Source organism: Agrobacterium burrii (assembly GCF_017313405.1).
Taxonomy (GTDB): Bacteria; Pseudomonadota; Alphaproteobacteria; order Rhizobiales; family Rhizobiaceae; genus Agrobacterium; species Agrobacterium burrii.
On sequence record NZ_JAFLNA010000004.1, the window covers coordinates 51190 to 66986 of the forward strand.

The 15797-nt window shown below is 56.1% G+C and carries 14 protein-coding genes and 1 pseudogene; 10 read left to right on the top strand and 5 right to left on the bottom strand.

From position 1 onward, the window contains the following. Positions 1–102: 102 nt before the first annotated feature. Positions 103–1020, bottom strand: a complete 918-nt coding sequence (locus JZX89_RS09155; protein WP_207133883.1) for an HNH endonuclease — start codon at positions 1018–1020, stop codon at positions 103–105. After that, positions 1017–3167: a retron system putative HNH endonuclease gene (locus tag JZX89_RS09160; RefSeq protein WP_207133884.1), complete on the bottom strand. Its 2151-nt coding sequence runs from the start codon at positions 3165–3167 to the stop codon at positions 1017–1019. The genes JZX89_RS09155 and JZX89_RS09160 overlap by 4 nt, the downstream gene beginning before the upstream one ends. A gap of 116 nt (positions 3168–3283) precedes the next feature. Between JZX89_RS09160 and JZX89_RS28865 the strand changes: the two are divergent. Beyond that, positions 3284–3409 (top strand): annotated as a pseudogene (locus JZX89_RS28865) (ABC transporter substrate-binding protein); the annotation flags it as partial. 559 nt (positions 3410–3968) lie between these two features. Here JZX89_RS28865 and JZX89_RS09165 read toward each other — a convergent pair. Next, entirely contained in the window at positions 3969–4406 is a 438-nt protein-coding gene (locus tag JZX89_RS09165) for a hypothetical protein (protein WP_207133885.1), read from the bottom strand. Positions 4407–5645: 1239 nt separating this feature from the next. On the opposite strand from JZX89_RS09165, the gene JZX89_RS09170 reads away from it, so the two are divergent. Genes JZX89_RS09170 through JZX89_RS09195 form a run of 7 tightly spaced genes read left to right on the top strand, consistent with a single transcriptional unit; the run spans position 5646 to position 12544 of the window. Continuing rightward, positions 5646–6449, top strand: a complete 804-nt coding sequence (locus tag JZX89_RS09170) for a hypothetical protein (RefSeq protein ID WP_207133886.1) — start codon at positions 5646–5648, stop codon at positions 6447–6449. Positions 6450–6460: 11 nt separating this feature from the next. Continuing rightward, on the top strand, positions 6461–7687 hold the full coding sequence (locus JZX89_RS28995) for a TnsB C-terminal domain-containing protein (RefSeq protein WP_501985965.1): 1227 nt from the start codon (positions 6461–6463) through the stop codon (positions 7685–7687). Then, on the top strand, positions 7587–8753 hold the full coding sequence (locus JZX89_RS09175; RefSeq protein ID WP_501985967.1) for a TnsB C-terminal domain-containing protein: 1167 nt from the start codon (positions 7587–7589) through the stop codon (positions 8751–8753). The genes JZX89_RS28995 and JZX89_RS09175 overlap by 101 nt, the downstream gene beginning before the upstream one ends. A 16-nt stretch (positions 8754–8769) precedes the next feature. Continuing rightward, positions 8770–9792 carry an ATP-binding protein gene (locus JZX89_RS09180; protein WP_207133888.1) on the top strand — a complete coding sequence of 341 codons (1023 nt, stop codon included), beginning with the start codon at positions 8770–8772 and terminating at the stop codon, positions 9790–9792. Positions 9793–9815: 23 nt separating this feature from the next. Beyond that, the gene (locus JZX89_RS09185; protein ID WP_207133889.1) at positions 9816–11420 is read left to right on the top strand and encodes a hypothetical protein; all 1605 of its coding nucleotides are present in this window, start codon (positions 9816–9818) and stop codon (positions 11418–11420) included. Between the two features lie 36 nt (positions 11421–11456). After that, on the top strand, positions 11457–11837 hold the full coding sequence (locus tag JZX89_RS09190) for a hypothetical protein (protein ID WP_207133890.1): 381 nt from the start codon (positions 11457–11459) through the stop codon (positions 11835–11837). 47 nt (positions 11838–11884) lie between these two features. Beyond that, positions 11885–12544, top strand: coding sequence for a type IV toxin-antitoxin system AbiEi family antitoxin domain-containing protein (locus tag JZX89_RS09195; RefSeq protein WP_207133891.1), 660 nt, complete (start codon positions 11885–11887; stop codon positions 12542–12544). A gap of 238 nt (positions 12545–12782) precedes the next feature. Here the strand turns inward: JZX89_RS09195 and JZX89_RS09200 are convergent, their stop codons facing one another. Both JZX89_RS09200 and JZX89_RS09205 read right to left on the bottom strand, forming a co-directional pair. Continuing rightward, positions 12783–13157: a hypothetical protein gene (locus JZX89_RS09200; protein ID WP_149900128.1), complete on the bottom strand. Its 375-nt coding sequence runs from the start codon at positions 13155–13157 to the stop codon at positions 12783–12785. Positions 13158–13374: 217 nt separating this feature from the next. Then, on the bottom strand, positions 13375–14007 hold the full coding sequence (locus JZX89_RS09205; RefSeq protein ID WP_052818041.1) for an outer membrane protein: 633 nt from the start codon (positions 14005–14007) through the stop codon (positions 13375–13377). A 441-nt stretch (positions 14008–14448) separates the two neighbouring features. Between JZX89_RS09205 and JZX89_RS09210 the strand changes: the two genes are divergently transcribed. Both JZX89_RS09210 and JZX89_RS09215 read left to right on the top strand, forming a co-directional pair. Further along, positions 14449–14901 (top strand): hypothetical protein, encoded by a 453-nt coding sequence (locus JZX89_RS09210; RefSeq protein ID WP_207133892.1) that lies wholly within the window; start codon positions 14449–14451, stop codon positions 14899–14901. Positions 14902–15112: 211 nt separating this feature from the next. Beyond that, on the top strand, positions 15113–15673 hold the full coding sequence (locus JZX89_RS09215) for a dual specificity protein phosphatase family protein (protein ID WP_153515016.1): 561 nt from the start codon (positions 15113–15115) through the stop codon (positions 15671–15673). Positions 15674–15797: the final 124 nt, after the last annotated feature.

Below are 15797 nucleotides of genomic sequence, written 5' to 3' on the forward strand. Positions count from 1 at the left end.
CCGAAATAATTCGTTACCAATATTGAAGACTTTTTTGGCGCGGGCCGTACAGAAGCTAGATCTGCGCGAAACTTTGATAGCTCGTCGTGATGCCAAACCACTTTAAGCTTCGTCAGCCTCGATAAGCGCACTAAACTCCGCCTCGAACGCATCTAAACGCGCCGAGAGCATCGCTGAATAAACGTGCTTGATTCCCGTCTCGATCCGTAAACTTGCTATCCCGTCTTCGGCGATTTTCATTAATCTCTGACGGTGCGGCCCATCGAACTCCATTGCTCCGATTACCACCTCCCGAATAGTGTTTATGTGAGCGTCGAACTTTTGCCTAATTTCCAGTCGGCTTTGCACCAAGCCTAGTCGATTCAATGCATAGATATAGATGGAAGCTGTGGCGCGAGGACATTCGCTTCCTGCGAAGTCCACCATCGGCAGCACCACAGACAACTCGGACTGCGGCCAATGCAGGTGGTTCGCCGGATCGGTTTGCGTGGGATCGATCAGCGCCGGGCTCTCTATGGTATTTGGATCTGTCTCCGGGTCAGCCCACACGTCGTCCAACGTAGGAAAGGCGTCCTGCTTTCCGCCGGGTTCTGTATCACCCATAGATGCGAGCGCGGCTTCGAGTTCGCTGAGGGTCATGCCGGCGTCTGCCGAGGTTTGCCCTCTGCGGCGATTGCAGTCGATGCAAGAGGGGAGGAGGTTGTTCCAGTCAGCGGCGAGCCACCAATATCCGCGGTGATCATCCCGCTCTTGAATCCCACCTTTTGGTCGGTAGTGCTCAACGTCCATAGGTTGGCCACCCTCGTACCGAATCTCACAGTAGGCGCATTTGCCGTTGAAGAGGTTGCGAAGGGCAAGCTTCACGCCGTCAGCCTTATAGGCTTTGAAAGGATAGGCGTTCTTATGGGGCGGCACGTGACCATAGTACGCCTTGGCCTTGGCGTATTCCTTGAGGCCAGCGCCGTCGGCAGCGGTCAGGCTTTCGGGCGGGGGTGTTGTGGAGCGGTCAATGTACCTCATGCACCATCCAAGGGTTTGCGAAAGGCATCAAGCATGCGCTGAACTACTTCCTTTCTGGAACGCGATCCTCCTATCGGAGGTAGGTCTCGCCGCTCCGACAAGAAGCGCCCCAGTGCCTCTTGGGCAAGCTGATCCACGGCAGTGTCGCCAAGGACCAAGGTGCTACGAAGCCCTTGACCGAGCCGGGTTGCCTCCGCTTTAGCACTCAGGTCTCCAGCGCCGGCCCTCGATAGCGCGTCGATGTACTGGTTGAGATTTGCCTCAATCTCGGGGTCCGCCGTGCTGTTCAGCCCGAAGTAATCCGACGTCAGAATCTGCTCTGCCCGCATCCCGGTTATATCAGGAAGGTCTTCCATCAATGCGATCTGTCGATTTTTATCTTTGAACAACACGATAACCTCGCCGCTTTCCATGCCGCGAAGACATAACGGGTCGTGGGTCGTTGCGATGAACGTGACATTGGGCATGGCGCGTCGCAGGGCCGACATTACTCTCATCTTCCAGCGCGGATGAAGGTGGGTCTCCACCTCGTCGATAAGTACGACGCCGCGAGCATTCTCCAACTCGGGTTGGTCTTGTAAAAGCTCGCGCATGATGTCGACCGCCATGGCGAAAAGAGAACGGTATCCTTCGCTAAGTCGGCCCAGAGGTTCAAGCCGACCCTGTACTCGTACGCAAACGCCCATCAGCTCATCGAGAACCAGATCGTCGCTCTCTCTCAGCGCAAGAATCTCCCGCAGGCCTCGGGCGACGGCATTGAATTTGTTGGGCTCTCTCACCGCAATTTCGCGCAGCCAAGCAGCTGGGTCTGGAAGAGCAACCGCAGGGCGGAAAAGACTTCGGACGCGAGCAGATTTTGATTTTGACCAAGGAGCGCCATCCTTCGAATAGCGCCGTGGTCCGTAGCCAATCACTACAGACCACGGCTGGGGAGCGCTCTCCATGCGCCTCACCAGGGGATCGACGGTAAGGATTGCAGGCTCCGGGCGATCGTGAAAGCTTATCTTGACGCACAATCGTTCCGTGTCGACGAGTTCAAGACGTTGCTCGCCCTTTCGCCGCAACAGATCCTCGGCTTCCACGAGACTAGATGAGTCACGCTCACCAAGTACCGTGAGTGCGATAGCTTCAAGAACACTGCTCTTCCCAGCCGCATTCTCACCTAGAACCATAAGCGCTCCTGCCGTCCCGCTGGCTTTTCGGAGTGGGGGAACGCGTATCGTAAGCTCGCCTATGCTCTTGAAATTCTTGATCTCGATTGTGCTGATAGCGGCCGGAGCGGGAGCGCGAACGTCAGTCTTTGCTCTAGACACTTTACGATCAATGTAAAACGGACGAGACTCCCCACCGTTTGCCCGAACCTGCCCGATCGCGGTCCGAAGCGTGGTGTCACCAAGACGGTATAGGTCTCTCATAACTTTTTCTGGAGAAGGTCCCGATCTCCGCCATGCAGGACGGATGCCGGTTGCTGCCTCGATAACTAGGTTCAGAAACTGCATCGCCGCGCCAGTGAACTCCGTATCGGGACCGACCAAACGCTCTAGTGGAGGCCCGCTTCGAATTCCATACTCAAGCTGGGTTGCGAGGCGTTCCGCAACTTCCTGACGGTTCCGTACCAGAAGCTTCCTGTTGAGGTCGAGTTGGTTGATCGTAATTTGCCCCTGCTCAGTTAGCGGTTCGTAGTGGCCATCAAAGCAGAAGAGGAGATGCATTCGTGGATCGTCATAGCAAGGGTCGATGAGCAAGGCGTGCTCGGCTGCACGGGCCTCTCTGATGGTCGAGAATGGAGCGGCATATGCACTCATTACCGGAAAAGCGCTACCTTTACGGCGATCGCATTCCACACATGTTGGATAGAGGTTATCCCAATCGTAGGCGAGCCAAGGATAAAGCGATTTAGGACGGAAGTGGTCGATCGTGTTTGCTGTGCGAGTTTCGCAATAGGCGCATTTGTAGAAAAAAAGCGTCGACAGTGCCTCAGGTACTTCGGAGCGATGGATGATGGTCTCGTCGTAAGGGCTTCGGCGTTGCGCCTGCTCATCCTCCGTGCGTCTTAGGTAGTGCTCAACATTGGCGAGCGCCTGCTTTACTCGGCCGGAAACAAGCACAGCGGGAACGGATACTCTGTTACGATTGACGTAGCGCATGAACGTTCCTTTACTGAGCCCACAGGGCAGCCGGACGATTCCCAGTGCCCAAACAAATACATTTACGACGCCCTGTTTGCAATCTGAGGTAGGGGATCGCGAGGGCCAAAAAGTTGGAAATGTACATGAGCAACGCCTTCCCAGCGATCACTTCGATGGCGGAGAAGGGCAGGCCGGATATCGCGCCCGAAGCCGAGATTGACATATTGCCTGACGGCGGTGCACAGGGCTGTTGGATACCCCTCGGCCGATCGATGCATGGCCGCATTCTAGTGAGAGCTAGAGCAAAACGATGCTTATGCAGATCTCTGAGGCAATGCAGACTGGATAGCCTTTCGATCCTACGCGTCGAGGGTGACTTTATGGGGATCTCTTTGCGCTGTGAAACCGTCTGGACCACTGATCACAGCCATCTATGGAACCGGCTGGGAAAGAACAATTACCTTAACGGCGACGCAATCCGGGGCAATACAAGGTCTCGGCGAGCGAGGGACGCCGTGATAAGGTTGACAAACCCGATACCTGTAGGAGTCGGGGATCGCCGCTCTTGTGCCAACACCGTCTGGCAAGCGGCTTTCCCAACGCCGACATTAGTCGTCAAAGTGCCGCTTGGGCCTGAGACGGCAGAGCCACTCAAGCCCAGGCGTTTTTCTCCGGAATATTAGCCCTTATCGGCTGATAGCTTGCTCACGGCCGCCTTTTACCACTGAAATTTGAAAAGTCGGTGTAGAAGCCGGGAAAGCTCTTTATTCGCAGAGTGTGGCAATGAGTCGGCCGGGAGATACTATTGACTGGTCTCGGCTAGGGTGTGTCGCTTTCAGGGACTGTTCCCGCAAACCAGTAGCCAGTCGGCAGGTGTTGGAATTCCTTCGCTTCCCACATGACTTTGGTGATGCGCTTAATAGGGTCCTTGAAATTAAGCTCGACACCTTTAGAGGCTAGTCCCTCCAGGATTTCGGAGCGAGATAAGGGCCGATTTTTCTCATGCAGAAGCTCGATCACATGAGTTCGAAGCTTGTGCGCTTGACTACCCATATGCACGCGACGGACCGTCGTAGGCTGTGGCGGCTGGTTCCCGTCAACCTCCGGGACACCTCGCAGGTTGGAAATGGCCTTTTCCCACCGCCTTATCTTGTCGAGGCTAGCCTCAACTGCACGCCTTTCAGCCGCCACGGCGGACTTCAGCTCATCCAGCATCCTACCGGAGACAGGATCGACAACGGTCTCAGTTTCATTCATGTGCGTATCCCGAAAATTCAGCATCTATTTCCGTTTGCATCCATTTTATCGATGTCAATCAAATACGAATCGGCTATTGATTGACTACGCCGTCAACACATCCGGGATGATGGCATCAGAGCAATCAGTGTCCCGGATTCAGGAGCAAATCATACCATTTATCTGGTCGCGATGCTAGCGAACAGGATCTCTAAGTGCGCCCGCCGGGATCTTTTTGAGGATAACCGGTTGCAACCGAGTTTTTCATACTCTGCCTGCGGAGGATTGAACTCAATGAATCACAGATCGGAGAAGCATGATGTTCGAACCATTTGGGCCTGGCGGATGTGCGTCGCGCGCCTTTTTACCCGGACACGGTCGAAGGCGAAGCTCTTGCTGAAGCGTGGCAAGTTGCGTGCTAACTTCTTTAAATCATTAAACTAGCCGTAAAGTAAAGCTTACCGTTCGTGCGCCATCGGGTGTTTTGTGTCGCCATCTCCGATGTTCAAAATGCTTGTTTCAACTTCTTGCAGTCAAGTGGCTGTGGCAGGAGATTCGTGCGATTGAGCTTGATGCACATTTGAGATTGAAAGGATTCATCTTCGTCCGGTCAGTCTCTCTTCCTTGGCTACATCGAATCCTTGAAAGTCAGGATGTCGTGCAGGTTTTCGTAGGACTCAGTCTCTGGTTCTGTAGGCCTTGAGTCCTTTCTCTGTCTTTTGGAATTTTTGAGGATGGATCCTGATGAGCAATGGAATAGATGCTGTTAAATCCTGCTAATGGTATTGGGTTTTACGGAATCTTTTCTGCTTCTGTGACTGCTGCGGTAGGGTTCGGGCACGTCGCATGCGACGAGCTTTTAGATGGACCTTTCAGAAACAACTCAATGATTGGGGAAAGTCTCATGCCAAATGCCTTAGGAGCCGATTACTTCTGCCAGCCTTTCGCCATGGATGCAGCGCCTGAGACTCGGGCGAGCTACTTGACCGAGATGCAGCTCGCAGCGGGCGGCGGTTGCCCGCGTACCACCCCGGAGCCGGCCTTACAGCAGTCATGAGGGCAGTACCTTCGCTCCTCATCGAACGCTGTTGCCTATTTCCGGTCCTTCTAGATCTTGAGCCTACCGGCGCTCCGCTCGCACGCGTCTTCGCGTGCCCACCCGGATTTCGCGAAGCCCTGGCCAGTTAGTCGCCGGCCACCAGTAAAACAATCACCGGTAACCTTAAAAACCGGATCGCTTCGATCCGAGAAGGATGAATCATGCCTGTACCCAAGAAGAACATCAGAGCAGTCAGAAACAATGGAGTGGTCGCCACCATTGTCCGTTCAGAGGAGGGAGGGCCCTTGAGGCGGATTATCACCGGCAGGAAGACGAAGCCCACGGCGACGGTCCCCTGCCTGAAATCAGGGTTTCGAAACATGCCGGTGGAATCCATGAAATGCGAGCTGCCGACGTTGCAGATTTCGGAGGTCGCGACTGCAGTCCATGCGCTGATGTCGCAGTCCCACAGGTTGGAAATCTATGTCGAGGGCGAGGACGCCCCCCTGATATACTTCCCGGACCTCGAACTGGAAGTAGAACCGCAGTTTCTCCAGAACATCCAGCGTGGCGTGCCGTTTGCTGACGCGGCGAGCCACCCTCTTCTCGGAACCCCGCGTCGCTTGTGCAAGACGCTGGTTGTCGAGGTGAAGGACGATGACGACCCGCGCAACGGCGACGAGGTCTATCAGGAGAAATTGGAGCTAGCACGACAAGCATACCGGATGAAAGGAATCCACTTCATCGTCATTCGGCGCTCGGTCGATCTGAAGCCTTCGCTGCTCGCCCGCTTCGTGCCCATCGCCTTGAACGCGATGACCTCTGTCGACGCACGGCACAGCGCGATCGCCGTTGCTGTCTTGGGAAGCGAGGGCGTCGGCCACTACGGGAAGCTCCTGGAAGCTTTCGGTGGCGGTCCGCGCGGTGAGGCGACTCTGCATGCGCTCCAGGTTCGGAGGGTCATCTCCATCGATCTCAGATCCCCGATAACCGGAGCGTCGGTCGTTACCGTCGTCAGACAATAGGAGAGTGAGAAATGCTTAGGGACTTCGATCTCGAGATCGACGAGTTTTATGCGTTCAAGGAAACTAACGGCTGTACCGGGTTGCGGCAGTTCAAGTCGGTGCTGTCGAATGGCGATCTTCAGTTCAGGGATTCGAAGACAGGTAACAAGCGAAATCTTCCGCAGCGCGACTTCAAGCGCCTGAGAGGTCTTGGGGCCATCGCGAGAGTGTCGGGGCAGGGTTCGGCGATGGAAAGGACTATGCCGGATCCGCGAGCGAACATGGATCCGCAGGAGGGAGGCATCAACCGGCGGGAGAGGGATCGGAGGATAGCGGCCGCGAAGGCTCTATTCGAAGGACGTACGCTTTTTCATTATGTCTTGGCTATGGACGCTCTCGGCAACGTCAAGCGTTCAACCAAGAAGCTGAACCGCTTCATAGCCGCCACACACGAATCCGCCCTAGCGATGGGATTCATGTGGCGTCCTTCCGCAAGCGCAATCCGACGAGCATGGCTCAAAGGCGTGCCCGGAAGGCGGCATTTGGACGATTTCGTCTCGCAGAGAGGAAAACACAGCGCCGAGAAATGGTGGCCCAAGCTCGTTCTTGAGCTCAAGGCCATGATGTTCGAGCACTACTGGTCGAGCATTGCGGTGTCGAAGCCCCAGGCCAAGGCTTTCTTCTATTCACGTTTCGATCGCGCGAATGCCGAAACTGCCTCACTGGGCGGGGCCGCGATGAAGCGCCCCTGCGCTACGACGTTGGACAACTGGATAAACGAGTCTGAGACCTACGACCGGTGCGTCCAACGTTATGGGCTGAAGGCCGCATTGACCCGCTACAAAGGGCACTCTCTTCCCTTGCAGCCGTTGCGGCCGCTCCACTACGTCCTTCTCGATCAGACCGAAGTGGACTGGTGGACCAGGGTTCTAAACGATCAAGGCGAGGTGATCGGATTTGTCAGACCTTGGCTCGTCATCGCTATGGATCTGTTCTCTAGGATGATCCTCGGAGCCTTCCTCAGTCTCGAACCTCCATCGGTCTACTCGCTGATGGAATGCGTCAAGCAGGTCGTCAGATACAAGGATTTCCTCGTTGACGAATATGGCGAGCACAAGGGGGGCGACGGACGGGTTCGGCAAACCGATCTACTTCGTCGTGGACAACGGCCGCGAGAACGTAGGGGTCTCGTTCCAGGTGATGTGCGAGAGGGCCGGGATCGGACTGATCTTCGCGCCGAAGGGCACGCCCCAGTATAAGGCGAGCGTCGAACGGTTCTTTGGAATCTTGAATGAACACCTGTGGCACAGGCTGCCCGGCGGAATCCTGAAGAAACCGGACGGTATGAAGGAACTGGAACTGAAGCCTCAGGAAGATACCGTTTTGTCCATCGAGGAGGTCTATCCTCGGCTCTGGCGTACCATCGTGACGATGCACCATGTCGAGGTCCATGAGGGAATCGGCATGGCTCCCGCCAGAAAGTGGAAGCTGGGGATTGAGCGGCATGGGCGGCCCATGGTCGACGATATCGCTACATTGGACGTCTCTCTCGGCCAGACCGTCACCTGCATGATCACTCCCCAGGGTATCAAGCTGGATGGACAGATTTTCCATCATCCGGAAATCATCAGCGGTCTCATCAACGATCTTGCTGCCTTCGGATCGGCGATCAGCTACCGTCACAAGGTCCCAAAACGCCACTCCATCGAGTGCGCCGCGGTCAAGCATCAGGAGGATTGCTCCTACATCGATGTCTGGAACCCGAAGAGGAAATGCTTCGTAACGGTTCCCAACAAGTTTCCAGATTATTCTCGAATGCTTTCCTGGGCCATCGCAAAGCGGATCAGAGAGTTCGCCGACGCCCGCAATCTCGAATTCCACAGTGATGTGGAAATGATGGCGGCGCGCGATGCGCACTATGCCACGCTGGTGCCGTCAATCGAGGGCAAGCCGGTCAAGAAGTCCCGCAAGGATGCTAGGGCGCTCGAGGCCGAGCGCAGAAGACTCGTTGCCGGCAGTCTCGTCGAGGAGAAGTTCGTGACCCCTTCGGCATCCGGTAGCAAGAGCCACGAGGTTCCCACCGCCTATCCCGCCAAGGAACGGAAAGGTCCGGCGCTGCCCGTGAAAGGACCAGTTCTAGGAGCTCGCAAAGCGGCCCAGACGCGAGCCCGAAATGCGCAGAAGGTTAACACGTCGACCAAGCCGAAGTCCTCCTTCGAGTACTTTCCGGATCCGGTAAAGCCTCTGACCACCGTGGAGGATCTTGGAATGTTCGTCATACCTGATGCCGACGATGCGCTCGCGGCAATCCAACACCTCCTCTGATCGAAAGGTTGCGACAATGTGCCTAGCCACTTCCAAGGGTCATATCCGCGCGGAGTTCAAGAAAATACGCATCCCACATCCACGGCTTGATGCCGCCTACGAGCTTTTCGACGACCTTCGAGAAGCGAAACGCAGGGAGCCAGGGGGAGAGCAGGACTGCGGGCTGCTCCTGGCCGACTCGCATTCCGGCAAGTCCATGTCCGTCACGACCTACATCGAAAACCGGATCGTGCCCTATGTCATGGAACTTGGAATCTTCGCTCCGGACACGAAGCCAGCGACCGTCGCCAAGCTGCAGAAAAAAGTGATCCACGTCACGCTCTCAGCGCCCGCATCACCGATGTCGCTTGCCACTGATCTCCTCAATGCGCTCGGGGATCCCAACCCGGAGCTGGGAACCCTGCATTGGAAGCGCCGCAGGATCTATAAACACATCGTGGAGTGGGAGACAGAACTCATCGCGATTGACGAGATCCAGCATCTGTCCTCCGCGACCTCATTTCACGCGCTCGAACGGTCAGGACTTGCAGACAAGAGGACGATGGTCGTCCAGGACAATCTTAAGAAATATCTCATCGACGGCATGGTTCCTCTCATGTTTATCGGGACACCGATCGCTCGCGACCTGATATTTAGCGAGGATCAGGTCAAGTTCCGTGGAGTTCCGGAACTCGACTTCAGCCGACTGAATTTCTTCGTGCAGGAACAGCGTGAGATCTTCACCAACTTTCTGGGCACTCTTGGCGGCAAGCTTTGGAGCCATGGGCTTTTCGAACGGCAGTCCAACTTCTTTTTCGGCGACATTCCTGCACTTGTTCATATCGTGTCGGGAGGTCGGATCGGGGTGGCAGCGAAGCTTATTCGAGCCGCCGCAGAGGCCGCGTTCACGCAAAAGGCCACCGCCGTGGACCGCATTCATCTGGAGATGGCGGTGGATTCATGGGCGATCCCGCTGAAACTCGTTTCCACCAATCCTTTTCGGGACGGTCCAAGCCTAGATTCGTCCTACCTCGAATTCATGAAAGCTCCTAAAAAATGAGCACTCTGAGGTTTACCTCCGAAATGGCCGAACGTCGCTTGGAACTCGCCGGCAAGACCCTTGTGATTCCGGTTCGCCCGATATTGGGCGAGTCGGCAGCCGACCTAATCATGCGTGCGCTTTTCGTGAATGGCTATCCCGATAGTTCTGTATTGCGGAGAATGATTTCAAAGCGCTACTTCAGGGATTCGGTGACGATGTCGACGTTACTCATCAATTTCGCCGATAAAATTGCCGACATGCTCGGTCTTCCTGGGGGAGTGGACGATCTCCGCCCGCTTCTGCAGCCCGAAATTCCGGGGAGAGCGGGCTTTGTCGACTTCTTCGGTGTTCCGATCAGGGCGTCGCACCTGATTGTCCAGTTCCGACGAGTGTCGCCCCTGGCTCTCAGGCGTTCCCTTCATTCTCGCGCAGTCTGGTCACTGTTGCCCTTGCCCTACGATCCTGAGACTAAGCAGCTTCTTCTTGACCACTGTCCCAGATGTAAGAAGAAGCTTCGGTTTGGCCACAGGTACGGCGTCGAGAAATGCGGCTATTGCGTTTCGAGGGACCGTTTCGGATTGCTTATTGGAAGCGAGGATCTGCGGGACGCCGTCAGGCCGCTTGTGACGATCGACTGTGAAGCTGGCCTCGACCTTGTGAGCGCGCTTGTCGATCCGTGTCTCAGGAATATAGGACCCAAACCTTCCCAAATCTTCGCTAACGAGCAGCCTGGCCACCTGTGGGAATTCGTGATTGCTGTCGCGGAGGCGCTCAGTCTCTCGGCCGGAGGCCGGCGCGCGGACCGACGCTTTGTAAATATCGAGCCGCGATATCTGTCTCAAGCTGGAAGAGTCCTCATCGACTGGCCGAACGCGCTCTATGATGTGGCAGACAAGGTGCGAGCAGACGCGCATCTTAGAAGCGATCATCACTATGGGATCGGGAAGGAGTTGGGTCCACTTCTGTGGATCACGCACGACACGATGGTTGCACCGCACTTGCGTGGTCTCCTCAAGCAGGAACTGCTGGAAAATATGCGGCTAAGTGCGCAGGCGACTTTCTCGGTGAGAAAGGCCGAGAATAGGTTCAGACCCGAGATGATATCGATCGAGGAGGCCTCTGGTCTAACGGGAATTCCCCGCAAGCGCCTCTCGGCTCTGGCGTCTGATCCGAGGGTGGCCGTTCTACGCTCGACTGATTGCCATAGTCCGGTGCTTATTCTCAAGCCAGAGCTGTTCCTGCTCATCGAGAGATCCAAGCAGCTCCTTGCTCCTCGACAGGTCGCCCATCTTACCGGGCTTTCGGAGCCGCTCCTCCCGAGCTTCGCGGCAGCGGGGCTGCTGACCCGCGACGAAAGTGCATGCTCGCATCTCATAAGGCTTCCGGAGCCTGGCGGATACTACGAAAAAGCCTCGACGGACAAACTGATCATGGCGATCGACAACGTGGTCAGAACGAGCACACCAGCCTTGGATGCCGTAAGGTTGTCAGTCGCGATGGCGACATTTTCTCCGATGCCAACCAATCGTTGGCCGGAAACTGCTTCCGCCATTATCGAGAAACGTCTTCAGGTTTGGCAATCGAGCGACACAGGCAGTCACTTCGGGGTGCAGCGCCTTTATTGCAGTCTGGGAGAGCTCCTGTAGCTTCTCGAGGTCACAGTTGGAAGCGAGATTCCGGAAATGGTGATATCGCAAACCGACGCAGCGTTTTTATTGGGCACGCATGTTCCGAATGTGAACGACATGATGCTGACAGGGCTTCTGCCGCGTACGCTTTCAATTTCCGATCTGGTCGAGTTCCGCAAGAACTACGTTCTTACCCCGGAAATACAGCGGATACTTGCTGGAAGGTTCGTGACGGCTTCTGTTCGAGTGATCCGCGACCGTCTTGAAGCTCAGGGTGTCTATCCCCTTCCGTTGGTCAGCAGGGCAACCAAGCTTGTTTGGAAAAGGGCGGAAGTCGACATGGTCATGGACAAAAATCCTCTGTCGTTCGCAAGCCGCCCACCTGGCACGGTGCCACTTTTGAGTAGAGGTCAGAATGTTCCAGGCCGTCGCTAACGGCTATGAACCGTCGGAACCCAACAAACGCAAGTTGAATGACGCCCATGTTTAACATCCATGAAGAGAAAATCCTCGCGATGCTTGAAGCGCAGAGCGTGCGGCGATGTAAAGATTTCTTAAGGTCTGGAATCCCCTTTGAAGCACTCAAGACAATGCGAAATAGCGGTAAAATCGACCTGATCCACTACGGGATCTATTGTTTAAGGCGACCTGGCGAGCCTCGATCGAACTACAAGGCTGCTGAATTGGCGATTCGTTATCCGGACGGCATACTTTGTCTGGGAGGCGCTTTGATATTCCATAGCCTAGTTGACGAGCGACTAGCCCATTGGACCCTCGGCTTTACCGGCACGACATGCCGCCCCACGGCCCCTGATGGTACTCGGATGCATCATTGGCAAGGTAGGTTCAACTACGGGTATGGTGTGGAAGAGCGAGTAGTTCTGGGTGTCCGCGTTCGATTTACATCGAAGCCCAGGACTGTTGCCGACTTATTTCGCTTCGAAAGTAAGATGCCCAGATTTTTGGCTTATCAAGCTCTGTCGGCTTTCTTAAGCGATGGAGGACGCCCGGAAGAAGTGGCCGAGATCGCTAAGGAGTTGGGATGTTATAAACGTATTGAACCCCTCATCGAGTTTTCACAGCAACTGCTTTCAGATGGCGCCATCGCTGAGAAAGACCCAGATGCTCATTTGATTTTGTAGCGTTTCGGGTCTGTGCAAAGTCCTTAATTGAATCACTGTATCTCGCGAAAGAATCACAAAGAGTGATCAGATGACTCGAGAGTTTTGGCTCACTTCGGGAAAATCAATGTGTTAACGGAATCGCTCTTTGATGTGAAAGACAATTCTGACTTGCACAAGAGCCGACGGTTAGTCCAAAAAAATCCGACCAGCCATTCAGACTGATCGGATCATCCGTTTATAAATCTCAGCGATGCGGTCAGTTACAAACCCGCATGCTTTCCGTATGCCAGCCGCCGTCATAGGAATTGGGAACGCGGCGGTCTTCGAACCAGCAGCGCGGGCGGGGCGGCGGTGGGGGTTCGTAGTAGCGGGGGGCGTTGTTGTTGCCGTTGGCGATGGCACCGCCGATCAGGCCGCCGATGACGCCTGCGGCGAGGCCGCCGGCGATCGCTGCGCCATCATTGTGGCGGCGGTGTTCGCGGTAGGGCGGTGGGGGTGGGCCACCACGGTCATAACCACGGTCGTGGCGCGGACGATAGGGATAATCCTGCGCGGCAGCGGTGCCGTAGGATGCGAAGACGCTGCCGGTGGCGACCAGCGCAGCAAGGGTGGAAAGAATGATCTTTTTCATCGGGGCTACTCCATAAGCCTGCCTTGGGAGATAGAGGCTCATTATGCCCGCATGATGGCACGGCCCTGCTGAACGGTTTGTGAATGTTTCGTTGTTGAGGGGTTCATGTTTTTCGCGTCGCTAACGTTGGCGGCGGGTTGAGGCGGGCATTGTTGTGTCAGTCAAGAAAAAGCCCGGCGATGGCCGGGCTTTTGATGCTTGATCCAGTTGGACAGGATCAGAATTTTACACCGAGACCCACCTTGACGGTGTGCTGGTCGAAATCGGTATTGACGCCGAAAATGTCCTTATCGCCATAATCGTTGTAGCGATATTCCAGCCGGCCGAACACATTGTCGGTGAAGGCGTAGTCAAGACCCGCGCCAACGGTGAAGCCGTTGAACGTGGTGCTGTCCTTGCCGGCGCCGGGGGTTTCGATGAAACCGCGTGTGGCTGTCCAGCCGGCCGTACCATAGAGCAGGGCGCGGTCGAAGGCATAACCGACGCGGCCACGGACGGAACCCTGCCAGTCGGTGCCGATCTGTACGCCGGCATAGTCATTGTCATTCCAGTTATAATCGACGTCACCTTCGATGCCGACGACGAAATTATTGTCGAACTGGTAATTGTAACCGGCAAAGGCGCCGAGAATGCCGCCATCGAAATTATCCGAGGCGACGGGGCCGCCAGCCGAAAAATCGCCATTCGCCCAGCCCGCGCCGCCTTGAATACCAAGATAGGGACCAGACCAGGTGAAGACCGGCAGGGTTTCCTGCGCGACCGGAGGTGCCGGCGTTTCGTAGACGGCATCCGCGGCCATTGCGGTGCTGGCCGAAAGGGCCAGAAGTGACGTTACGATCAGCGTTTTCATCGTTATTCTCCCTGAGCTGAATGACCTTCCTAGCATATATTAGGTCAATTTAATATGGGTTGGGGCTCGGCAGTTCCAAGGGGCATCGTTCCCCTTGTGTCTCTGGCTGTCTCGCCCGGATCGTGAGCGTTTTTTTGCGCCCCGTCATGCTGTTCTGATGCTGCGAACGTCTTCAGCGGTGTTTGGTTCCCTTGATCGTGTCCTCAAAGGTTCGGCGGCGCGGTTGGCCGGTGTCACGCTTGGTTGTCTTGACAGCGGGGGGCGTGACCATAGAGTTGTGCTGTCTGCGGCGTGTCCGGTGCTTCGGGCGCACCGGAAAAGGTGTGGCGGGGCGGTTAATATCGTCATTGCAACGGCGTGGTGATCATGGTTGCCGCAGGCGGGAATGAGTAAGGGAGGGCAGGATCGTATGAGGGTTTGTTTTTATGTGGGAGGGGCGACGTGATAGTCGGAGCCGTTCTCAGCGCCATTCTTCTCCTCACCCTCATTGCATTTCCTCGGCATCTCAAACCCGTCGTCATCTGCCTGCTGTTGATCTGGGGGGCGACCGCTGCCTTTGTCATTTATGACTGGTGGCGTGGCAGCCAGCGGCTCGGCCATGTTGTTGCGACAGCCAGTTTTGATACGACCTGTGCGGATCCGGCTTTGCCCATTCGCGTCAGCTTCCGCAACGACAATGATGTGGCCGTGCAGCGCCTGACCTATACGCTTGAAGGGTTCGAGCCGGCCTTCCGCGCCTCCGTCGCGTTTGATCCCTATCAGGTCAGCGAAAGGCGCATCGAGGCGGGGGAGACTTTCGCCGCATGCCGGGCTTTCCGGCTGCGCAACAATGAAACCGTGGAACCGCAGCGGCTGGAATGGCGCGTTACCGTTGTTTCGGCGGAGTTCGACTAAGCGGCTGGGCGCGGTTCCCGTCATCACGGCATTTTGAAAACTCCCGCGCCGTTGCGCAGCCACCGGTAAACCCTTGCGGCGCAACGGGTGTGCAAGGGCTGCCATCGGGCCGCCGGCCACACCGATGCCCGTTCGGCCGGCGTCGGACTTGTTTTCGCCGGTTTGCGATGCCATCTCCGCACCCGTTCGATGAATGTCGCGGGTTGATGTTTTGCGTATTGTTTTGAAGTTTTTGAAAATCACGGCCATCGGTCTTGTTGCCCTGCCGGTTCTGGCGGGCGCGCATATGGGCATCGGCCAGCTGACCGGAAATTTTCACGAGGTCATCCCCGGCGAACTTTATCGTTCGGCCCAGCCGAGCGGTAAGGATATCGCAGCCTATGCCAAATCCTACGGCATCAAGACCATCATCAACCTGCGCGATGAAAAGCGCGAAGGCTGGTATGACGCCGAAAGCCAGGCGGCGAAAAGCAATGGCATCCGGCTTGTCGATTTTCCGATGAGTTCAAGCGAAAAGCTCTCGCCGCAAGATGCTGAAACGCTGGTGGCGGTGCTGCAGAATGCGGAAAGGCCGATCCTTATCCATTGCGAACATGGCGCCAACCGCACGGGGCTTGCCTCGGCGATCTATGTGGGAGCCGTGGCTGGCAAGAGTGAGGCGGCGGCCGAATTCCAGCTTTCGCCCTATTACGGGCATGTGCCTATCCCCGGTATCGGCAGATATGAGATGTATCAGTCGTGGGATGACTTCGAGGAAACCATCGGCTTTTGATACCGCTCTCGACGTCATCCTCGGCCTTGTGCCGAGGATCCATCCACGTCTCGTTGAGTCGATAGGTTGCAGATGCTCGGGACAAGCCCGAGCATGACGGAGAGTGGTTCGCGACCTCCGTCGC